Origin of the sequence: Hyphomicrobium zavarzinii ATCC 27496, assembly GCF_000383415.1 — a bacterium.
In the GTDB taxonomy this organism is placed as follows: domain Bacteria; phylum Pseudomonadota; class Alphaproteobacteria; order Rhizobiales; family Hyphomicrobiaceae; genus Hyphomicrobium_C; species Hyphomicrobium_C zavarzinii.
Genome location: NZ_KB911263.1, coordinates 118,315 through 139,025, shown reverse-complemented (window position 1 = coordinate 139,025; position 20,711 = coordinate 118,315). Strand labels below are relative to the sequence as shown.

The 20,711-nt window shown below is 64.0% G+C and carries 21 protein-coding genes and 1 pseudogene; 10 read left to right on the top strand and 12 right to left on the bottom strand.

The annotated features are described in order from the left end of the window. Nucleotides 1-11: 11 nt before the first annotated feature. Nucleotides 12-227: a hypothetical protein gene (locus F812_RS0120245; RefSeq protein ID WP_020087808.1), complete on the bottom strand. Its 216-nt coding sequence runs from the start codon at nucleotides 225-227 to the stop codon at nucleotides 12-14. 814 nt (nucleotides 228-1,041) lie between these two features. Here F812_RS0120245 and F812_RS27075 point away from each other — a divergent pair. The 4 genes and pseudogenes from F812_RS27075 to F812_RS0120225 form a co-directional block, all read left to right on the top strand. Continuing rightward, nucleotides 1,042-1,278, top strand: a pseudogene (locus F812_RS27075) (formylglycine-generating enzyme family protein); the annotation flags it as partial. Between the two features lie 47 nt (nucleotides 1,279-1,325). Then, nucleotides 1,326-1,787, top strand: a complete 462-nt coding sequence (locus tag F812_RS26700) for a hypothetical protein (protein WP_245257730.1) — start codon at nucleotides 1,326-1,328, stop codon at nucleotides 1,785-1,787. Further along, a complete protein-coding gene (locus tag F812_RS0120230) occupies nucleotides 1,784-2,251 on the top strand; it encodes a YidH family protein (RefSeq protein ID WP_026868307.1) in 468 nt (155 codons plus the stop codon). The genes F812_RS26700 and F812_RS0120230 overlap by 4 nt, the downstream gene beginning before the upstream one ends. A gap of 106 nt (nucleotides 2,252-2,357) precedes the next feature. Then, on the top strand, nucleotides 2,358-3,890 hold the full coding sequence (locus F812_RS0120225) for an arylsulfatase (RefSeq protein ID WP_020087804.1): 1,533 nt from the start codon (nucleotides 2,358-2,360) through the stop codon (nucleotides 3,888-3,890). Between the two features lie 73 nt (nucleotides 3,891-3,963). Here the strand turns inward: F812_RS0120225 and F812_RS0120220 are convergent, their stop codons facing one another. Then, nucleotides 3,964-4,182: a thioredoxin domain-containing protein gene (locus F812_RS0120220; protein ID WP_020087803.1), complete on the bottom strand. Its 219-nt coding sequence runs from the start codon at nucleotides 4,180-4,182 to the stop codon at nucleotides 3,964-3,966. Between the two features lie 301 nt (nucleotides 4,183-4,483). After that, on the bottom strand, nucleotides 4,484-5,443 hold the full coding sequence (locus F812_RS0120215) for an autotransporter outer membrane beta-barrel domain-containing protein (RefSeq protein WP_156827573.1): 960 nt from the start codon (nucleotides 5,441-5,443) through the stop codon (nucleotides 4,484-4,486). A 601-nt stretch (nucleotides 5,444-6,044) separates the two neighbouring features. On the opposite strand from F812_RS0120215, the gene dusA reads away from it, so the two are divergent. Together dusA and F812_RS0120205 are read left to right on the top strand one after the other, a co-directional pair. After that, nucleotides 6,045-7,055, top strand: a complete 1,011-nt coding sequence (gene dusA / locus F812_RS0120210; RefSeq protein ID WP_156827572.1) for a tRNA dihydrouridine(20/20a) synthase DusA — start codon at nucleotides 6,045-6,047, stop codon at nucleotides 7,053-7,055. 14 nt (nucleotides 7,056-7,069) lie between these two features. Further along, nucleotides 7,070-7,897, top strand: coding sequence for a sulfite exporter TauE/SafE family protein (locus F812_RS0120205; RefSeq protein ID WP_020087800.1), 828 nt, complete (start codon nucleotides 7,070-7,072; stop codon nucleotides 7,895-7,897). 51 nt (nucleotides 7,898-7,948) lie between these two features. Here the strand turns inward: F812_RS0120205 and F812_RS24835 are convergent, their stop codons facing one another. The 6 genes from F812_RS24835 to F812_RS0120175 all read right to left on the bottom strand — a co-directional run bounded on the left by F812_RS24835 (nucleotide 7,949) and on the right by F812_RS0120175 (nucleotide 13,376). Next, nucleotides 7,949-8,260 carry a hypothetical protein gene (locus tag F812_RS24835; RefSeq protein WP_020087799.1) on the bottom strand — a complete coding sequence of 104 codons (312 nt, stop codon included), beginning with the start codon at nucleotides 8,258-8,260 and terminating at the stop codon, nucleotides 7,949-7,951. Between the two features lie 61 nt (nucleotides 8,261-8,321). After that, nucleotides 8,322-9,821, bottom strand: a complete 1,500-nt coding sequence (locus tag F812_RS0120195) for a phosphomannomutase/phosphoglucomutase (RefSeq protein WP_020087798.1) — start codon at nucleotides 9,819-9,821, stop codon at nucleotides 8,322-8,324. 257 nt (nucleotides 9,822-10,078) lie between these two features. After that, nucleotides 10,079-10,642, bottom strand: a complete 564-nt coding sequence (locus F812_RS0120190; protein ID WP_020665395.1) for a retropepsin-like aspartic protease family protein — start codon at nucleotides 10,640-10,642, stop codon at nucleotides 10,079-10,081. Nucleotides 10,643-10,694: 52 nt separating this feature from the next. Beyond that, entirely contained in the window at nucleotides 10,695-11,402 is a 708-nt protein-coding gene (locus F812_RS0120185; protein WP_020087796.1) for a retropepsin-like aspartic protease family protein, read from the bottom strand. Between the two features lie 54 nt (nucleotides 11,403-11,456). Further along, nucleotides 11,457-11,624, bottom strand: coding sequence for a DUF1289 domain-containing protein (locus F812_RS24830; protein WP_020087795.1), 168 nt, complete (start codon nucleotides 11,622-11,624; stop codon nucleotides 11,457-11,459). Between the two features lie 123 nt (nucleotides 11,625-11,747). Next, complete coding sequence (locus F812_RS0120175) at nucleotides 11,748-13,376, bottom strand: sensor histidine kinase (RefSeq protein WP_020087794.1); 1,629 nt, start codon at nucleotides 13,374-13,376, stop codon at nucleotides 11,748-11,750. Between the two features lie 251 nt (nucleotides 13,377-13,627). On the opposite strand from F812_RS0120175, the gene F812_RS0120170 reads away from it, so the two are divergent. Genes F812_RS0120170 through F812_RS0120160 form a run of 3 tightly spaced genes read left to right on the top strand, consistent with a single transcriptional unit; the run spans nucleotide 13,628 to nucleotide 15,622 of the window. Beyond that, complete coding sequence (locus tag F812_RS0120170) at nucleotides 13,628-14,371, top strand: MBL fold metallo-hydrolase (RefSeq protein ID WP_020087793.1); 744 nt, start codon at nucleotides 13,628-13,630, stop codon at nucleotides 14,369-14,371. Nucleotides 14,372-14,406: 35 nt separating this feature from the next. Then, on the top strand, nucleotides 14,407-15,078 hold the full coding sequence (locus F812_RS0120165) for a uracil-DNA glycosylase family protein (RefSeq protein WP_020087792.1): 672 nt from the start codon (nucleotides 14,407-14,409) through the stop codon (nucleotides 15,076-15,078). A 52-nt stretch (nucleotides 15,079-15,130) separates the two neighbouring features. Beyond that, nucleotides 15,131-15,622: an Lrp/AsnC family transcriptional regulator gene (locus F812_RS0120160; RefSeq protein ID WP_020087791.1), complete on the top strand. Its 492-nt coding sequence runs from the start codon at nucleotides 15,131-15,133 to the stop codon at nucleotides 15,620-15,622. 12 nt (nucleotides 15,623-15,634) lie between these two features. Here F812_RS0120160 and F812_RS0120155 read toward each other — a convergent pair whose 3' ends face one another. Together F812_RS0120155 and F812_RS0120150 are read right to left on the bottom strand one after the other, a co-directional pair. Continuing rightward, complete coding sequence (locus F812_RS0120155; RefSeq protein ID WP_020087790.1) at nucleotides 15,635-16,030, bottom strand: MAPEG family protein; 396 nt, start codon at nucleotides 16,028-16,030, stop codon at nucleotides 15,635-15,637. A 145-nt stretch (nucleotides 16,031-16,175) separates the two neighbouring features. Continuing rightward, nucleotides 16,176-17,063: an NAD(P)-dependent oxidoreductase gene (locus tag F812_RS0120150; RefSeq protein WP_020087789.1), complete on the bottom strand. Its 888-nt coding sequence runs from the start codon at nucleotides 17,061-17,063 to the stop codon at nucleotides 16,176-16,178. 99 nt (nucleotides 17,064-17,162) lie between these two features. Here F812_RS0120150 and F812_RS0120145 point away from each other — a divergent pair, with 99 nt between their 5' ends. Next, nucleotides 17,163-18,407: a threonine ammonia-lyase gene (locus tag F812_RS0120145; RefSeq protein ID WP_020087788.1), complete on the top strand. Its 1,245-nt coding sequence runs from the start codon at nucleotides 17,163-17,165 to the stop codon at nucleotides 18,405-18,407. 151 nt (nucleotides 18,408-18,558) lie between these two features. On the opposite strand, the gene F812_RS0120140 is transcribed toward F812_RS0120145, so the two are convergent. Further along, nucleotides 18,559-20,679, bottom strand: a complete 2,121-nt coding sequence (locus F812_RS0120140; RefSeq protein WP_020087787.1) for a hypothetical protein — start codon at nucleotides 20,677-20,679, stop codon at nucleotides 18,559-18,561. Between the last annotated feature and the right edge of the window lie 32 nt (nucleotides 20,680-20,711).

Here is a 20,711-nt window from a genome sequence, read left to right as displayed (position 1 = left end):
CAGGCGCGCGATCACGGCGCCTGGCCGTTGACCCTGGCCAGAAGGATGGCGACGTTTCGCCGTTCGATCCAGCCGATGAAGTCGTCCGGCGTCTCCAGTGCGACTGATGCATCGAGCAGCCAGAGGTCCCACTCCCGGTCTACGACGTAGACGAGAGCGAGCCCTTGATCGTCCGGGCCGGGCTGCAACTCCGATATCGGGCGCAGAGCAAGAGCGCCGCATTCCATTGATCGTCTCCGTTCGAACCATAGCCACATCAATCCATAGCGCAGATGCTCCGCGCGTGGCGAAGGGACTGCGACGTTAGAGGCTTTTGGGGGATGCGGGTTTTGATCGCGCGCAGGGAGGCAGATGATGTCTAGCAGTCGAGAAAGCCAAATTCTTCCGATGCTCTTGGCATCCCGCGCTCCGCGAGGTGCACCAGGCGTGTTACCCGTCCGCGTTCCCTGCATTGCTGGTGTTCGATGCAGTACCGGCACGCCTTATTGCTTGATCGTCTTGATCACGGCGAACCGCATGTTCGGGATCGCCCTGCTTCGCAGATCGCTTCCGCATCTGCGCAAGTATGCCGGCGGCATGAGCCGAGCCTGATTGCCAAGTGTCGCTATCGTTCGAGCCCAATGCTGCGCTGTTACGCAGGGCTCGATGCCGACGACCACGTGACGTGACGAGTAAGTTACCCGCATAAACGGACTATCGACTCGCAGCATTCCAACCATTGCAGATATTCAGGCCAACGAGAGTTTCTAGCACGACCGACGCGAAAATTTTACCGGTCAAACAAACCTATAGTTTTCTTTTTTGACCTCTCGTGGTAATAGCCAATGATAGTCGTTTATTACGTAGTGCATGTACGGGGGGCTCAATTTTGGAGCCCACATGCGAAAAACATCCGTCCGCGCGACCATCGACTGCTCTGAGCGACACGCTCATTCCGTAGAATGGCGATCCGCAAGCCGAGGCGGCGGCCGGATTATCCAATTGAGCAAGCTTCGGACGAAAGCACGCTCAGCCGAGGTGGGGCTGTGTGCAAACAGGTATGCACAAAATGCCTGCCGCACTCCCGAGAACCCGCGCGGTCCCAAACGCGAGGCGAGCTTCGACCCCTGCCAGTCCCACATCAGGATTCCGCGTGAGGTACTGAAGGGTGTCTCACACCTGCGCGTGCCCAACCATTGCCGGCGTTATCGCCCTGCGGTGTGCCACCGTGAGCCTGTCGACAGGTCCACCGGCCACGTGGGGTTCAGATGCATCGTTCGTGCGGGGAGGGATGCTTGATGGCGAGAGCCGGCGAAGATCGCGAGCACAGTACACTCGCCTTGATCGTGGCTCTCATTGTGTTGGGGTTGGTTCTGCTAGGCATCGTCTGGTACGGCGTGTCGAGTGAGGTTCTACAGCGCCAATGGCAGGATCTGACCGGCCGGCCGGGCGGTTCGATGTCTTTTCGATTCATCCTCCAGCCGGCAATGGCGGTGATCGCCGCTGTTCATGACGGCGTCAGGGACGCTCAGCTCGGCCGGTCGCCCTACTTCTGGACCATCGTCAGCGATCCTGCGAAGCGCGCAGGTCGCCTGCGCGAAGGGCTCGTCTCGACCGCCCGCATCATGTTGCTCGGCATCGGCATGGACGTGATCTATCAGCTCAAACAGCTCGGCACACTTTTTCCGGGCGAGGCGGTCATCATCGCGCTCGCCCTTGCCTTTTTGCCCTATCTGCTGCTTCGGGGGCCCGTCCAACGCATCGCCCATTGGTGGCTCAATCGGCCGCCGCAAGGAGAGACCGGATGAGCGACAGCCCACACGTCTCACGTACGTCACCTTCGGATGACATTTCGGTCGAGCTATCGTCGCGGCGCACCGGAATGAGTTTCCAGCGCACGCGCATGAGCGCGGACCGTACATTGATGTCCGTCATCCGCACATCGCTATCGCTGATCGGATTCGGATTCACGATCTTCCAGTTTTTTGAGAAGCTGCGCGAGGCTGGAACGGTCACGCATGCGGGTTCGGCGCGCAACTTCGGCGTGGCCCTGGTCTTGCTCGGCATCTTGATGCTGATTGGCGGCATCATCTATCACGTCCAATTCATGGTGCATCTGCGCGAGCAGCGCACGGCCATGATGGGCGACGGGCTCGTGCACGGCGAAAGCCAGTTCCCTGTTTCGCTGACGCTCGTTACGGCTTGCATCCTGCTGTTGATCGGCATCTTCGCCATCATCAGCATGGTGTTCCACGCGGGCCCATTTGGGTGAGGGAGAGGAGGCAGGCATGTAGACGAGGTGACACTTTGACTTTCACGGTCACGGGGTAACCAACGTCAACGGGGGAGGAGAAGCAAACAGCCGGGAGTAACGCGTAATGGCTAAGGATCCGAAAGGCGCAAGCGGCAAGAAGCCAAATTTCTTGATCTTGTGGGGCGACGACATCGGCCAGTCGAACCTCAGCATTTATACCAGAGGCTTGATGGGCTATCGGACCCCGAATATCGACCGCATTGGCGAAGAGGGCGCACTCTTCACCGACTACTACGGCGAGCAGAGTTGCACGGCTGGCCGCGCCTCCTTCATCACCGGTCAGTGCGGCTTGCGAACCGGACTCACCAAGGTGGGCATGCCGGGCGCTGAACTAGGTATGCGCGCCGAGGATCCGAACATTCCGGAACTGCTGAAGCCGCTGGGATATGTCACGGGGCAGTTCGGCAAAAATCATTTCGGCGACAAAGACGAGCATCTGCCAACCGTGCACGGTTTCGACGAGTTTTTCGGCAATCTTTATCACCTGAACGCCGAGGAAGAGCCAGAGAACCCGGACTATCCTAACGAAAAAGACTTCCCCAACTTCAAGAAGAAGTTCGGCCCGCGCGGAGTGCTGCATTCATGGGCCGACGGCAAGGGCGGACAGAAGATCGAGAACACCGGCCCGCTCACTATAAAGCGGATGGAGTCGGTCGACACAGAATTCCTCGCAGCCGCGAAGGATTTCATCAAGAAGGCCGTCAAGGACGACAAGCCGTTCTTCGTCTGGTTCAACACCACGCACATGCACTTTCGCACACATATCGAGGACCGAATCCGCGGGCAGTCCGGGCGCTGGCAGTCGGAGTATCACGACTGTATGATCGAACATGACAAGCATATCGGACAGATGCTTGATCTGCTCGACGAACTCGGTGTCACAGACAACACCATGGTCATGTACTCGACCGACAACGGTCCGCACATGAACTCGTGGCCAGATGCCGGCATGACGCCGTTCCGGAGCGAAAAGAACTCAAACTGGGAAGGTGCCTACCGTGTGCCGTGCCTCGTGCGCTGGCCCGGCGTCATAAAGCCCGGCACGGTGGTCAACGACATCGTCGCTCACCTCGACTGGCTGCCCACCATTGTCGATGCGGCCGGAGATCCGGACATCAAACAGAAGCTGCTGAAGGGTGGTGTTGAAGCCAACGGCAAGAAGTTCAAGTCTCATCTGGACGGCTTCAGCCTGATGCCATTCTTCACCGGCAAGGCGAAGAAGCCAGAACGCGAGGGTTTCCTGTATTTTACCGATGACGGCGATCTCGCCGGTCTTCGCTTTGACAATTGGAAAGTGGTGTTCGCCGAGCAGCGTGCGCCGGGCACGCTGCGAATTTGGGCGGAACCTTTCGTGCCGCTCCGTGTCCCCAAACTTTTCAATCTGCGGATGGATCCCTACGAACGCGCGGATATCACGTCCAATTCCTATTATGACTGGCTGCTGAGCCGCGCATTCATCTTGGTCCCCGCGCAGGCGGGCGTGGCGGAATTCCTGAAGAGCTTCAAAGAATTTCCGCCTCTACAGAAAGCGGCGAGCTTCAGCATTGACCAAGTGATGGACAAGATGAAGGAAGCCGTCGGGGGTGGGATGCACTAGCCGCCACGCACGGACGGGCGGCTGGAGCGCCCCCGCCGCCCGTTTATTCCTGAGGCACGCAATGACGTGCGATCTAGAACCTGCGCAACGACAGCATGTCGAGGGCGTGTGCGATCGACGCGAACGGTTTGCTGCACCGCTCGTGATACTCGCCGCTAAGCCCGTCGAAGCCATACGGATCGGTGTCAAAGTGGAGGCGAACGCTGCGCTCATCCTTCAAGATCGGCGCCTTGCAGTGCGCGCACCAAGGCCCGTGCGGCTCCTCGCCGCCAAAGGCTCCGTCAAGAGGCATAAGATTTTCCCCGATATTCCAGTGTTTCCTATAGGCTGGCATAGCGGTGCGCTTCATCCAAGGTCGATTTGGTCACAGGCACACCGAAAAATTGAGGACGTGAAAATGGAGTGACCAACTGAAGTCACCGCCTTATCCACTTGCACGGATTCACGCCTCCGCTTTTCCGCCACGTCCTTTTACCCCTGATCTGCCGCTGCTTTCTCGCCGTCCGAAGTGTGTCGTCGCTGTGTCCGCAAAAAAGCCAGCCTCCCGGACAGGAGGCTGGCTCGAATTTGCGACGCAGGCGATGCGTGGCTGCCTATTTAAGGGGTGCGGCTTCCGCCCGGTGGTGGCCGAAGAGATCGAACTGGAGGATCGCGCGTGCACCGGCGTCTTCTGAATCACCGCTTCCACTGTAGAAGCCGCTTACGCCAAGCATGGCGCTGTCGCCGATGAGCACGTTGAGGCCCGCTTCGACCTTTCCGAATGTCTCATCCTGGAAGACGTTGAATGTCTGGCCTGCGGCGACCGAGTCGATCGTGCCCTTGTAATCCACGAGTTGGTCGATGGAGACCTTCACAAAGGGGTTGTAGACCACGCCATCGCGCGGCAGCAGTGCAAAGAGGCGGAGGCTTGCGCCGAGGCTCCAGTAGCTCTGCTCTTCCTCTCCGTATGCAAAGCCGCCGCTGTCGACGTAGGCGTCTGCGCTGCTGTCGATTCGCGCGATGCGCACTGCCGGGTCGAGGTAGACAGAGCTGGTGGTGACTGTCTGCGGAGTCTTGGATGTGTAGCCTTCTCCGCTCAGCGTGAACACACGGCCGATCTCGGTGGCGGCAAAGAAGCCGTCAGTATCGAAGCTGCCGCTGTCGCCGACGATGTCGGTCAGGCGGGCCTCGCCCCACTTATAGCCGACGACGCCAGTGGCGTGCCAGGCGCCGTTCACGTAGCCGAAGTTCACGCCCAGGCTATTCTCGTCGGTATCCTGGCGCGCGACGACGAACGGCGCGGCGCCGGGGAAGTGGAGGATGTGGTCGGTGTCGGACCACGAGCGCGTATACTGCACGCCAACTACGAGTTGCTCATTGGCGCTGAGGCCGAAATACTTGCTCACGTCCTGAGCAGCCCAGGTCATGGCTGTAATCGTATCCGTCTCCTGGGCCGCTGGAGCGAAGCCGGCGTTGATATTGGAGCGCCAGGGATCATGCGACGAGGAATGGTAGGTGACCTGCGGATCGAGCAGCAGGAACATCAGCAGCAGCGACTCGAAGGGATCGGCCACGCCGGGCATTCTGAAGAAAGACGGCAAAAATGCCGCCGAGGGCGTAGCCATCAAGGAGAGCGCGCACGCCGCACCCAGAAATGAGGACGCAATTTTCCGCTTCGGCCGGCCCCCTGCGGAGTTCAACACTCCAATCTCGCAATCTGACGTCATCCCAGTATCCCTTGAGCAAGTAAATATTAACGGCTGCGAGAGGGCTACGATTCGGAGTGTGGTGCGAAGGCGTGATAATACTCTGTTCGGTGATTTTCTGTTCAGAGTTACGAGATCACCACAATTTGTTTGTTGACTGACTATGTGATTGAATGGACTGAGCGCAGCGAAGGAGGCCAGCGGGGCTCGGCGCGCGGCAGCCCGGCTGGCGTACCGTGCCGGAGGGCGTGCGCTTAGTGCGTGCGCGGGTGCAGCTTCGCCCTCCTGCATCACTCGCCGCGACCACCGCTGCGTTTTTTTGGTTTATCCGGCATCCCGCGCGTAACCACCCTCTGCGCTTCCAGTTCCGCAATCGTCGGCGCGGCATCGGGTCCAATTTCTTGGGCTTGGCCACACAACGTTTTGCAGGGTAAATGAGGCTCTGCCAGAGACTTGGCCCGAGGCTCTTTTGAACGACCGATCTCACAGGTTCTGCATCGCCCCTATGATGGATTGGACGGACCGGCATTGCCGGTTTTTCCATCGCATCCTGTCGCGGGAGGCGCGGCTCTATACGGAGATGGTTACGGCGGATGCCGTGATCCATGGCGACCGGGAGCGGCTGCTCGGGTTCGGGGCGGAAGAGCATCCGATCGCGCTGCAGCTCGGGGGCTCCGATCCGGCAAAGCTCGCCGAGGCCGCGGCCATCGGGGAAGCGTTCGGCTACGACGAAATCAATCTCAACGTCGGGTGTCCTTCAAGCCGCGTGCAGGACGGGCGTTTCGGGGCGTGTCTGATGGCGGAGCCGGCGCTCGTTGCCGCGTGCGCTGCCGCGATGCAGGCGCGTGTCTCGATCCCCGTCACGGTCAAGTGCCGGATCGGGATCGACGAGCAGGATGGGGAAGCGGATTTCACGCGCTTCGTCGAGACCGTGTCCGCCGCGGGCGTTCGCATCTTCATCGTGCACGCGCGGAAGGCGTGGCTGCAAGGGCTCTCTCCGAAAGAGAACCGGGAAATTCCGCCGCTCGACTATGGGCGCGTCTATCGGCTCAAAGCGGCGCGGCCGGATCTCACCATCGTCGTCAATGGCGGAATTGAAACGCTCGACGCATCGGCCGGGCATCTCCAGCACGTGGATGGCGTGATGCTCGGGCGCGCGGCTTATCAGACGCCCTATCTGCTGGCGGAGGTGGATCGCGCTCTGTTCGGCTCGCCGGAGCCCGCCGTGTCTCGCGGCGCGGCGCTTGAGCGTCTCCTGCCTTATGTGCAGGCGCATCTTGTGGACGGCGGGCGGCTCAATTCCGTCACGCGGCACATTCTCGGGCTCTATCACGGCCAGCCGCGCGCGCGGCTGTTCCGCCGCCATCTCTCCGAGCACGGCGTCGGCGAGGGGCCGGGGCTCGACGTGCTTGTCGAGGCGATCGCGCTGGCGGAAGGGACGTCTTCCGCGCGCAAACGCGATGCCGTCGCGGCAGAATAGGGGCGCTCTCCCTCATGGATCTTGCGTTGGCGCACGGCGAACTCGCCTGGCTCGTGGTCGCGCTGCTCGCGGCCGGATTGATCACGGGCTTTCTCGCGGGCCTGCTCGGGATAGGCGGGGGCGGCGTGCTGGTGCCGATCCTCTACGAGACGTTCACGTTCCTGCATGTGCCGGACGACATCCGGATGCACATGGTGCTTGGCACCTCCTTCGCGGTGATCGTGCCGACGGCGATCCAGTCCTTCCGCGCCCATCGCGCCAAGGGGGCCGTGGACGAGGGCGTTCTCAAGCGGCTCGCGCCTTATGTGATCGGCGGTGTGCTCGCCGGGATCGCCCTTGTTTCCAGCGTGAGCGGTGTGGCGCTCAAGTGGGTCTGGATCGTCTGCGCGGGGTTCCTCTCCCTCAAGATGGCGCTGGGGCGCGAGGACTGGCGGCTCGCCAACGATGTGCCGGACAATTGGCTCGTGCGGTTCGCCGCGTTCGCGATCGGACTCGTCTCGACGCTGATGAGCATCGGCGGGGGTATGTTCCTTGTGACGATGTTCACGCTCTGCGGCTGGTCGATCCTGAAGGCAGTCGCCACGTCCAGCGGATTTGGGCCGCTGATCGCCATCCCGGGACTGCTCGGCTATGTGTGGGCGGGCTGGGGCAATCCGGAGCTGCCGCCGGTCTCGCTCGGCTTCGTGAGCGTGCTCGGTGCGGCGATCATCATCCCGATGAGCGTGCTCACCGCACCGCTCGGCGTGCGCGTGGCGCACGGCATCTCGCGGCGCAAGCTCGAACTCGCGTTCGCGGCGTTTCTCTTCACGGTCGCGATGCGGCTTCTGATCTCGGTGGTTTGACGCGCAACCCGTGCGCTCGAAGTGCCTGACCGGATTGGCTCGACAGATATGTCAGGCGCTCTGATCGCGTACGACCGCGGCGTAGTAGAGGACGAAGACGAGCGCTGAGACGAGCGAGGTGGCGATGAGCAGGAAAGGCTGGTCGCGTCCGTTCGCAGCCAGAGCGGTTACGCCGAGGACAAAGGCGCCGATGACATAGGTGAAGGCGAGCGCGGCAATCCGCGGCGCGCGCCAGTTCACGTCTCCGGTGATCCCCCACTGCATGGGCCATGAACCTTCGGCCGGTGTCGCGCCGTACGCCCAAAGACCGCCGCCAGCAATGGCGAAGGCGCACGCCGCAGCCGTAATATTAGCGATCAGCATCGTTGCAAAGCTCCGCGGTTGGGCGAGTAATGTCGCCTCACGAACGGGGCCGTGCAAGGGCTCAGATTTTTTGATTGTACTCGCCCACCTCGGGAAACTTCGCGAGGCGCGCTTCGATATCGCGGAAGATGGCGATCTTGTTTTCCTCGGACACTGGGCTCTCGACGACGATCACGAGCTCCGGCTTGTTGGAGGAGGCGCGGACGAGGCCCCAGGTGCCGTCCTCCAGCGTGACGCGCACGCCGTTGACGGTGACGAGGTCGCGGATCTTCTGGCCTGCCACGGTGCCGCCCGCCTTGGCGAGGGCCTCGTAGTCGGCCACGACGCGCTCGACGATGCCGTACTTCTTCTCGTCGTCGCAGTGGGGCGACATGGTGGGGGACTGGTAGGTCTTCGGCAGCGCGCGGCGGAGATCGGCGATGGTCTGGCCCTGGGCGCGATCGAGCATGTCGCAGACGGCGAGGGCGGCGACGAGGCCGTCGTCATAGCCGCGGCCGAGCGGGGGCTGGAAGAAGAAGTGACCGCTCTTCTCGAAGCCGACGAGAGCCTTCTGCTCGAAGGTGTAGCGCTTCATGTAGGAGTGGCCAGTCTTCCAGTAGAGCGTTTTCGCACCGGCGGCCTGGAGCACGGGATCGGTCATGAAGAGACCCGTGGATTTCACGTCGGCCACGAACACCGCGTTCGGATGACGGGCGGAGATGTCGCGCGCCAGCATCACGCCCACCGTGTCGGCGAAGATCTCGTGGCCTTCGTTGTCCACCACGCCGCAGCGGTCGCCGTCACCGTCGAAGCCGAGGCCGACGTCGGCCTTGTGCTTCACCACTGCCTCGGCGATGGCGTGCAGCATCTTCATGTCTTCGGGGTTCGGATTGTAGCGCGGGAAGCTGTGGTCCAGCTCGGCGTCGAGCGGGATCACCTCGCAGCCGATGGCTTCCAGCACCTTGGGCGCGAACGCGCCGGCCGTGCCATTGCCGCAGGCTGCCACCACCTTGAGGCGGTTCTTAAGACGCGGACGATCGGCGAGGGCGGCCATGTAGCGCTCTGCGAGATCGGGCACGAAAATATAGCGGCCGCCATCCTGCGGCTCGAGGTTGCCGGAGAGAACGATCTCCTTCAGGCGGCCCATCTCGTCGGGGCCGAAGGTGAGGGGGCGGGAGAGCCCCATCTTCACGCCCGTCCAGCCGTTGTCGTTGTGGGAGGCCGTCACCATGGCGACGCCTTCCACATCGAGCGCGAACTGGGCGTAGTAGGCCATGGGGGACAACGCGAGGCCGATGTCGTGCACCTCGAAGCCGCCAGCGAGAAGCCCGGTGATCAGCGCCTGCTTGACGGAGGCGGAGTACCAGCGGAAATCATGGCCGACGACGATGCGCTTTTTCACACCGCGCTCCTCGAAGAGCTTCGCCATGCCGAGGCCCACCGCGTTGAGGCCCATCAGGTTGATCTCTTGCGGGAACAGCCAGCGCGCGTCGTACTCGCGGAAGCCGGTTGGCTTCACCAGCGGCAGGCGTTCGAAATCGGCTGTGTTGGGGACGAGATCGGCGCGGGGTTTCGGAAACATCGAGGGACCTTTGTTGGGATCGGCGGAGCTTCGCGGCGGTGAGGCAGGTACAGTGTCTATCGGGGGCATTGCCGGCGTGTGTCTTCCAGTGCGTGTCTGGCCGGCGAGGGTCTTGGGACCGGAATACGGCGAAAACGCGTGCAGTCTGACAGGCGTCCGTATACGGCGCCGTTTATGCACCACAAGCCCAGGGCATTGCCAGCGCACGGCGCGGCTTCAATGCGTGAAGCTTAAAATCGTTTCCTGACGAGGCGCGGCTATTCGACCAGGACGAGACGGCCCTGGCGGATGTCCACGCGCTCAAGCTCAGACAGAAAGCTCATGCCGAGCAGGGTCTTATTCAGGCGTCCGCGCTCGCAGACGGCGGCGCGCACGTTGCGTACGGTCACCCGGCCGATGCTGACGCGATCGAGCGTCACGGGTGCCACGGCGGCGACCCCGTTGGCGGTGCTGACGCGGTTGGTGAAATCGGAGGGCTTGAGGCGGATGCCGGCGCGTTCGGCGTCCTCGTATGTCAATGCAACCATGGAGGCGCCGGTGTCGACCATGACGTCCAGGGCGCGTCCGTTGATCTCGGCGGTAGCGTAGTAGTGGCCGTCGGGGCCTGCTTTCAGCTCCTCCGTTCCGTTGCGGGCGGGGAGGGGCTCTGCGGACGCCTCCGTTTCCGGGGTGCTCCCGTCGGAGGCCGGGATGCCGAGAGCGCCGTTCATCACGGTGCGCAAGGTATCGTAGTGGGTGACGCCGGCGATCAGGATGAAAGCCGCAGCGCCCCAGCTTGCCAGTTCGCCGAGTAGGGACCGTGTGCCGGACGACAGGGCCATGGATTGCGCTCCGGTGCGAAGCGCCAATCCGGCGCCTCAAGGACCGGCCACGTCAGCCCCGGAGGGTGAGGAAATCGCCGGAAAACTCATAGGATCGCAAACGCTTTAAGAAACTCATACCGAGCAGGTTCTCGGACAGCGCGCCGGGCTGGGCGACGAGGGCCTCGACGTCACGGATCTCGAGGGGGCCGACGGAGACGGCCTTGAGGCGCACGGGGGCGGCGTAGGTGGTCCCGTTCGCTGTGGAGACAGGCGCGGTGAAGGACAGGGACTTGGTGTCCACGCCTGCCCGCTCGGCGTCGGCCGGTCTCAACACCACCGTGGAGGCGCCGGTGTCGACCAGAAGCGAGAGGCTCACGCCGTTGACAGCGCCGCGGGCGACGAAGTGGCCGTTGTCGTGACGGCGCAGGCGCACGGCCTGCTCGCCGGTCGGCGCGTTTTCCACGAGCAGCGAGTGGCCGGGGGGCAGAACCTCGCCCGCCACGCGGTAGGCGACCGTCTTCAGCTCCTCGCGGTAGGTGTAGGCCACGATGAGGCCAAGCGCGATTACGATCCAGGTCGCGGCGTGGCGGACGGCCTCGCGCCGCTTGCCCTGGTAGTCGCCGCTCATCGTCGAGAGATAGAGCGCGGCGAGCGCCAGCCCGGCGACGATGTAGGCAGCATTGTCGCTGGCCGCGGCGGCAAAGGAATCGGTGTCGCCGCTCAAAGCCCAGTAGAGCGCGACGAGGCCCGCAAGGATGGCGATGAGAATGGCGAGCATGTCAGGTTGTTTCCCTGGCTTGGCGGTGCCTGATCCTGCGCCTCATCCGGTGTGCTAACCGTTGACGTTCGCGCGGCGCTGCTTCAGCGCCTGCATGATCGTACGGCGCTCCGCGTCCGAATAGGACGACCAGCGGGCGATCTCGTGGCGCGACCTCAAGCAGCCGTCGCAGAGGCCGTCCTTCGGGTTGATGACGCAGACCTTGATGCAGGGAGAATCCATGAACGCCTCGTCGGCGGCTCCGTAATTTTTCGGCTTCCGGTCAGCAATTTAAGCAGTCCCGGCGGCGGCCTCAATGGCAGGCGGGCGCGGCAAACGCGCCTTTTTGCGGCCGTGTGCCGGATTTCAGGCGACGCGGGGCGGGCGCGGGGTCGGTGTCGTGGTTTTGGGCGGCATGCGAAGGCGTGGCTGGCGGCTCGACGGCGGCGGGGCCACCTGGCGGTGGCGCTCGGCGCCGAGAGGCTGAAGGGGGGCCACGGTCGCAAGCACGCGCTTCGGCGGCAGCGCCACGCAGACGTCGGTTCCCTTGCGCAGCTCCGAGCGCAGATCGAACGTGCCGTCGTGCAGCTCGATCAGGCTCTTGACGATCGGCAGGCCCAATCCCGTGCCGCCTTCCGCGGTCTCGTGAGCCAGCGAGCCCTGGCCGAATGCCTGGAGCACTTTCGGGATCTCGTCCTCCGGGATGCCGGGGCCGGTGTCGCGCACGGAAAGGAACTGGCCGCCTTCTGGTGTCGGCGCGACGGTGATCGTGACCGTTCCGCCCTTCGGTGTGAACTTGATCGCGTTGGACAAGAGGTTGAGGCAGATCTGGCGCATGGCGCGAACGTCGACCCAGACCTGGGAGAGGTCCGGTGCGATGTTGAGGTTCACCTGCAGGCCCTTGCCGCTCGCCCGGAGCGCGAGGAGGCGCTGGCAATCCTCGGCGATGTCGCCGAGGTGGGCGCGCTCCTCGGCCAGCTCGTAACGCCCGGCCTCGATGCGCGAAAGATCCAGGATCTCATTGATGAGCTGCAGGAGGTGGCGTCCGCTGTCGTAGATGTCGCGCGAGTAGTCGCGGTAGACGGGCGTCGTATGCTCGCCGAACAGCTCGTCCTTCATCACCTCGGAGAATCCCATGATGGCGTTGAGGGGCGTTCTCAGCTCATGGCTCATGGTGGCGAGGAAGCGGGACTTCGCCTTGCTTCCCGCCTCAGCGCGCTTGCGTGCCTCGTCGCTTACGAGCTTCTCCTCGTCGAGCTCCGCGATGAGGATGTCCTTCTGGGCGCGGAAGGCGAGCATCTGAAGGGTGGTCTGCTGGAGACCCTTGGCGAGGAACACGAAGTAGATGTGCACGCCGACGGCCATGGTGGCGAGCGCGTAGTAGAACGGCTCGTCCAGCATGAGGAGGCGGGCGGAGACGGCGAGCGTCATCGGGATGGTGCCCACGTAGAGCAGGCTCATCATCGTCGAGGTGAAGGTCATGCGCACCGCGAGCAGCACGATCAGCGATGCGAAAATGAAGACGTGAGAGGAGAAGACGGCGGATTGCGCGGCGGGCGCTGCGCCCTGTCCCTCCATGCCGACGAGCGCGAAGCCGGCCCACACGAGGCCGCAGAACAGCTCCGCGAGGATGAAACGGCGCCGCCAGACGCGCAGGTCGCTGTCGGGGCGGGCCTGAGCGACGAAGCGGCGGCAGAGCTCGAGCAGGGCCACCTTCGAGGTGATGACCAGGATCAGCCACAGGCAGCCTTGCTTCCAGGGCGCCCAGAACATGGAGGCGAGGGAGAAGATGGCGGCGAGCGCCCAGATGGTGACGGCCGCGCTCAGCTCGTTGCGCGCGAACATGCTCATCAGCTCGAACTCGAACTCGGGCTTGATGTCGGTGCCGCGGGTCAGGCGGTCGCGCGCGGCCTTCACGTCCTCGTCCGTGCGCTTACGGGCGGCGTGGCGCTGTCTCAGCTCAGCAAGAATTTCTGTTCTTGTCTCTTTGTCCATGCTTCCGCCGTGCAGGGTTTCACGACGGCCAAATGCCCGCAATGCCGCCCGAATTTTCGGGACCTTGTCGCGAGACTGCCGAGGGTATAGGTCGTGGGTCTGCCCACCGCTACTGTCCCCAGAATTCGCTAACGATGGGTTTATCCCCGCGGCATTCTAGGCCGCTCCGTCTGTTCCCAAGGGAACAGGCGAGCAGGGCGCGGCGCGGTTAGATGGGAGATTGAACTGCCAATGCGCGTGCTGGAGCGGGCATGAAGCTTACAATCATCGGATCGAGCGACGCCTTCGGATCGGGAGGGCGTCTGCAAACCTGCTTTCACGTGTCGTCTGGCGCCGGGGAGTTCCTGATCGACTGCGGGGCCACCTCGCTGACCGGAATTTTTAGGCAAGATATTGATACGAATAATATTTCTACGATATTTATCACGCATCTGCACGGCGATCATTTCGGTGGTCTGGTCTGGTGGCTGATCCATGCGCTGCATGTTGCGGGGCGAACGCGTCCTTTGACCGTGGCTGGGCCCAAGGGGCTCGAGGAGCGCTTCAAGGTTGCGGCGGAGGCGCTGTTTCCTGGGTGTACGGCCACCCCCCGGCGGTTCGAGCTTACTTTTGTCAGCTATGAGGATTTTACGCCCCTTACGGTCGGCGGGGTGCGGGTCACGCCGTTCGTCGTCAGCCATCCCTCGGGGGCCACCCCCTATGCGCTGAGGTTCGAGGTCGACGGCAAGGTGCTGACGTTCTCCGGCGATACGGAATGGGTGGAGACGCTCATTCCGGCGGCGAACGGGGCCGATCTCTTCATCTGCGAATGCTTCGCTTTCGAGGCTCCCGCCCGCTATCATCTCAACTGGCGGATCATCGAAGCCAATCTGGACCGGCTGGGTGCCAAGTCCGTGATGCTCACTCATCTCGGGCCTGAGGCGCTGGCCAACAGAGAGGCTATCCGCCATCCCAAGGTCAGCATCGCGGAGGATGGTCTCCAGCGCGAGATCTGATCCGGCACAACAGTCTCAAGCAGGAAGGCAATCGCTTGAAGCCAGCGCTCGGCCGGCTGGTGGGTGAAATCCGTCGCTGCCGCCAGTGTATCGAAGCTCCGCTCGGCGCGCCGCTTCCGCACGCGCCGCGCCCGGTGCTGCGTGTCAGCCAGACGGCGCGCTTGGCGGTGGTGGGGCAGGCGCCGGGGACTCGCGTGCACGCTTCTGGCGTTCCTTTCAGTGATCCCTCCGGCCGGCGTCTCCGCGACTGGATGGGTGTCACCGATGCCGAGTTCTATGACGAGGCGCGCATCGCCATCATCCCCATGGGCTTTTGCTTTCCGGGACAGGACGCGGCGGGCGGAGACCTGCCGCCCCGGCGTGAGTGCGCGCCGCTCTGGAGGCCCCGGCTTTTCAAGCTGTTGCCACAACTCGAGCTGGTGCTGCTGATCGGGATCTATGCCCAACGCTGGCATCTGGGTCCGGAGGCCGGGCCCAGCCTCGGCGAGACGGTGCGGGATTACCGCCGTCATCTCGGGCGGTCAGGCTTGCCCCGCTTCCTCCCGCTTCCCCATCCGTCCTGGCGCAACAACGCCTGGCTCAAGCGCAATCCGTGGTTCGAGCAGGACCTGGTGCCGGAGCTCAGGCGGGAGGTCGATGCCTTGATCCATGGGAGTAGTAAAATTACTCGGATTAATTCGCTTGACCATGGCGAGGGAACAAACTGATCTTGCGGAAAGTCTTTATTCGGAAAATCCATTCCAGCCGATTGGTCTCCGCATGCTCGACGACATGGACGTCAAAATTCTTTCGATCCTGCAGGAAGACTGCACGAGGCCGGTTGCGGAGATCGGAAAAGAGGTCGGGCTTTCGACGACACCCTGCTGGCGGCGCATCCAGAAGCTCGAGGAGCTGGGTGTCATCAAGCGGCGGGTTGCGGTGCTCGATCCCGTCAAGGTCAATGCTGGCGTGACGGTGTTCATCTCGATCAAGACGGACAAGCACAGCTTGGCTTGGCTCGAGCGGTTTCACGCGGCGGTTGCGGACTTTCCGGAGGTCGTCGAGTTCTATCGCATGTCCGGCGAGGTGGATTACCTGCTGCGGGTGGCGGTGCCAGATATCGCGGCCTACGACGTGTTTTACAAGAAGCTCATCTCGCACGTAGAGATCGCCAAGGTGTCCTCCGCGTTCGCGATGGAGGAGATCAAGCACACGACCGCGCTGCCGCTGACCTTTGCCCGGCCGCCGATGGAGAAGAAGCGCAGCGGTTGAGGCGCGGCGCTCCTACACAACCAGATTGATGCCGGCCAGCACGAAGCAGGTGAGCGCCGCGAGGCCGATGGTTATCAGCGTCAGCCACATGCCCATGACGCGAAGCTTCAGCACGTGAGGCGTCTGCGAGAGCGCGTAGGCGTGAATGTAGCGCCCCGCCACGAACGCGGCGCCGAGCGCATGGAGCGCGATGGACGGCGCTTTGAGGCTTTCCGCGAAGGCGAGCAGCAAGAGCCCGATGGGCACATACTCGGCGAAGTTCGCATGAACGCGCGCGCGGCGCAGCAGCTCCGGGCTTTCTCCGTGGCCGATCTCGACGCGGGCCTCCCGGCGCTGGGCGATCACCCGCGCGGTGAGGAGAAGGAACAGAAACGCCAGTAGCGAAGCGTAGAAGGCCGTGATCGGCATCGCGTCACCCTATCGGAGGTTGCCCGGGAGCCGTTGCGAACGGCCCGCTCACACCAATCCGGAACTAAGGCGATTTGAGGCCCCAGGAGCGTGCGGCCGGGTTCCCTCGGATCACACGCTCCAGTTTTTTGAGTGGTGTCGTTTTTCAGGTGCCGGGCCGCGTGGAGGGCAGGCGCGCGATAAGGCTCGACGTGTCCCAGCGGCCGCCCCCTTTGTCCTGGACTTCGGCGTAGTAGCGGTCCACCAGCTCCGTGACTGCGAGCGTCGAGCCGTTCCGCTTCGCTTCGGCGAGGCAGATGCCGAGATCCTTGCGCATCCAATCCACGGCGAAGCCGAAATCGAAGCGGCGCTCGTGCATGGTTTTCGAGCGGTTTTCCATCTGCCAGGACTGGGCTGCGCCTTTCGAGATGGTGTCGATCACCGACCCCACGTCGAGGCCGGCGTTCTCGGCGAATGCGATCGCCTCCGAGAGGCCCTGCAGCAGTCCGGCGATGGCGATCTGGTTCACCATCTTGGCGAGCTGGCCGGAGCCTGCCGGTCCCATCAGACGAACCGCCTTCGCGAACGCGCGGATGACGGGATCGGCTGCCCGGAATGCCGTCGCGTCGCCCCCGCACATCACGGTGAGCTGCCCGTTCTCCGCACCGGCCTGTCCTCCAGACACCGGCGCGTCGATGAAGGAAATGCCCTGCTTCTGGGCCGCCTCGTGGAGCTCGCGGGCGACGTCAGCGGACGCCGTGGTGTGATCGACGAAGATGCTGCCGGGGCGCATGGCCCCGAACGCGCCATCGGGGCCAGTTGTGACCGCGCGCAGGTCGTCGTCATTGCCCACGCAGGAGAAGACGAAGTCTGCGCCTTCCGCGGCGGCGGCGGGCGTGGCATGGCGGGTTCCGGCGCCATAGGCCGCGACCCAGGCTTCCGAGCGGGCTCCGTTCCTGTTGTAGACCCGAAGCTCGTGGCCGCCCTTCGTGAGGAGATGCCCTGCCATGGGGTAGCCCATGACGCCCAAGCCGATCCATGCCACTTTGGCCATTCGCTTCGATCCTTGTCTCGTTCCAGGCAGCCGTTGTATCGAATTCCGCACCGGCCTCAAACCCTATCGGGCGGCCGCTTTTCTCAAGGCAAGGACCTCATGGCCGATACCCCGGATACTGAACTTCCCGTCACCCTCGAGGACGTACGGCGGGCGGCCAAGATTATCGATGGCGCCGTCGTGCGCACGCCTTGCGACAGAAGCCGGACGCTGGGTCACGATCTCGGCGCGGATCTATGGCTCAAGTTCGAGAACCTGCAGTTCACCGCATCCTACAAGGAGCGTGGCGCGCTCGTCCGTCTCTCGGCTCTCTCGCCCGAGGAGCGCAAGCGGGGCGTCATCGCCATGTCGGCCGGAAACCACGCGCAGGGCGTTTCCTATCATGCGGGGCGGCTCGGCATTCCCGCGACGATCGTGATGCCGGAAGGCACGCCCGCGGTGAAGGCGGAGAACACCAAGCGCTGGGGCGCCCATGTCATCCTCGAAGGCAAGACGCTGGAAGAGGCCGCGCGTTTCGCCCGCGCCTACGGCGAGGAGCACGGGCTCGTGTTCGTGCATCCCTACAACGATCGCCTCGTCATCTCGGGGCAGGGGACGGTCGCGCTGGAAATGCTCGACGCGGTGCCCGATCTCGAAGTCCTGATCGTGCCGGTCGGTGGCGGCGGGCTCATCTCCGGCATGGCGGTCGCCGCGAAGGCGATCAAGCCCAGCATCGAGGTGATCGGTGTCGAGGCCGCGCTCTACCCGTCGATGTACAACAAGATCAAGGGCACGCACCTTCCGACGCGGGGCGATACGCTGGCCGAGGGCATTGCCGTGGCGGACCCCGGTCTCATTCCTGCGAGCATCATCAGCAAGCTGGTGGACGATATCGTGCTCGTCAGCGAGACCGATCTCGAGCGCGCGACCTTCGCGCTGTTGATGATCGAGAAAACTGTTGTCGAAGGAGCGGGTGCCGCCGGGCTCGCCGCCATGATGGCCGACAAGCAGCGCTGGAAAGGCCGCAAGGTCGGGCTGGTGCTGACAGGGGGCAACATCGACCCGCGTCTGCTCGCAAGCGTGCTGACGCGTGAGCTTGCGCGCGAGGGGCGGCTTTCGCGGCTGACGATCGATATTCCGGACCGGCCCGGCGAGCTGTCACGCGTTGCGGGAGTCGTCGGGCAGGCAGGCGCCAACATCGTCGAGGTCTATCACCAGCGCGTGTTCACGGATCTGCCCGCGCGGGGAACGGAATTGAACCTCGTCATCGAGACGCGGGACCGTTCGAACCTCGAAGGCGTGCTCGCGCGGCTCGAAGCATCGGGCTATCGCGTGGTGGTGAAGAGCAGCCAGGCGACGTCTTAGGGGTCACCTTTCTCCGGCGCGGAGGCAAGGGTCCTCTCCAGCAGGGCCAAGGCTTCCGAGAGCGGGCGGGCTTGCGGTTTCAACGTTGCGCCAGCACGCAAGTCTACACTCGCTCCGCTCGACGATGCCTCGTGCGATCGCGCAGCGCGGGCTAGCGGCCCTCGCGCCACCAGGCCATAGCCATCAGGGCGAGCAGGGCAGCGAGTGCGAGGAAGCCGGTGAACATCGGCGTCAGCTTCACGCCTTTGGTCACGTAGGCTTCGCGGTCGCGCAGACCCATCCAACCAGAGCCCGCGAGTACGCGTGCACCCGACATCATGGCGACGCGGGGGACGGTGACGTCTGAGCCCGCCGTCGTGCTGTCGGTCCGCGTCCAGTAGATGCCGCCGCCGGTGCCTTCGATCAGCGGCTTCAGCTTGTGGTCGGTGGCGACCACCTCGCTCATCTCGCGCGGGTCCTCGACGCCGGCGTGCGCGACGGCCGTCAGCGTGCCCGACGGGCCTTCGCTCTCGGCTTTGTAGAGGCCGGGCAGCTTCACATCGAGCGTCGATTTCCATACGCCGGGACGCTCGCGCTCGAGCGTGACCTCGGTGCGCTCGCCGCCGGGTGCAGAGAGGGTAACCGGGGCGACCTTGTCCTCCAGCGTGCGCCGCTCGATGGTGAGCTTGAGGCCGCGCGCGGAGGCGATCAGGCGCTCCTCCTCAAGGTCCGGCTCCTTCATCAGCCAGTGCGAGAGGCGGCGCAAGAGATCGGTGTGGGGACCGCCGCCTTCATAGCCGCGCGCCCAGAGCCAGGCGTGATCGGACGTGAGGAGCGCGACGCGGCCCTTGCCCTTGCGGTCGAGCACGAGCAGCGGGCGGTCTTCAGCGCCCTCCATGACGACGCGCCCGCGATCGGGGCGAACCTCGGCCTGGCGGAACCAGTGGCCCCAAGTGGCGGGGCGGTCCGGTCCGATGGAGTTCGCGCCGAGAAGGCCCTGGGTGACCGGGTGACGGAATCCCTCCTCGGTAATCTTGGCGCGGAACGGCTCCTCCAGCACGCGCCCCGTGGGGGCAGCCGGCAGGATGGGCGACAGCGGCGTGCGGTAGAGGCTCGTCATGCCGGCATAGTCGTCGCCTGCGGCCACGAGCACGGCGCCGCCGTGGCCTTCCACGTAGCGGGCGATGTTGTCGTAGTAGATGAGCTGCAGGATGCCGCGATGCTCGTAGCGATCGAAGATGATCAGATCGAAATCCTTGATCTTGTCCGAGAACAGCTCCTTCGTCGGGAAGGCGATGAGCGAGAGCTGGTTGATCGGCGTGCCGTCCTGCTTCTCCGGCGGACGCAGAATGGTGAAGTGGACGAGATCGACGGCAGCATCCGACTTGAGAAGGTTGCGCCACGTGCGCTCGCCCGCGTGCGGCTCTCCCGATACGAGGAGCACGCGCAGGTTCTCGCGCACGCCTTCGGCGACAATCACGACGCGATTGTTGGCGGGGGTCAGCTCGCCGGGCGCGGTTTCGAGCTCAACCTCGAGAATGTTGGTGCCCGCGTGCGGGAACGGCATGTCGATGGTGACGGGCTGGTTGATGGCGGCGGTGCGCACCTCGTCGGGGCGTCCTTCGCGGCGCACCTTCAGCGTGACGGGGCCGCCCGCCTGCGGTGATTTTCCGGATTCCCGCACTGCGATCTCGATGTCACGTGACTGGCCGACGAGGCCATAGCGCGGCGCCTTCAGCGTCTCGATACGCCGGTCGAACTCGTTCGGCGTTCCTGTCAGCAGGGCGTGAACCGGCGCATCAAAGCCGAGCGCCGTCGTCTGCTTCGGGACGTCGTGCACCTGTCCATCGGTGATGAAGATCACGCCCGCGATGCGATCCGGCGGGGTGCTCGTGAGGGCCTGGTTCAGGGCCGCGAAAAGCTGCGTGCCCTGGCCGGTGGTTGTGTCCTCCTTGGCGGCGGACACCCATTTCACCTCGAGGTTCTTGATCTTGCCGAGGCGCTGCTCCAGGTCGGTCCGGATGGCGGCGCGCTGCTCGGGGCGTTTGTCGAGAGCCTGACTGGTGCTTTCGTCGACGACGACGAGGGCGATGTTGGCGAGGCTCTCCCGCTCCTCCTCGCGCAGCGTCGGGTTGAGAAGGGCTGCGATCAGGGCCGCGAGCGCGAGGCCGCGCCAGAGGGCGCCGCGGCTCTTGCGGAAGAGCAGGATGGCGACCAGCAGCACGGCTGCGACGGCGGCCGCCCAGATGAGCGGAACCGGCACCAGCGGCGCAAACTCGATCGACCAACTCATGACGTGCTCCTCACGTGCGGCTTGCCTTTCTC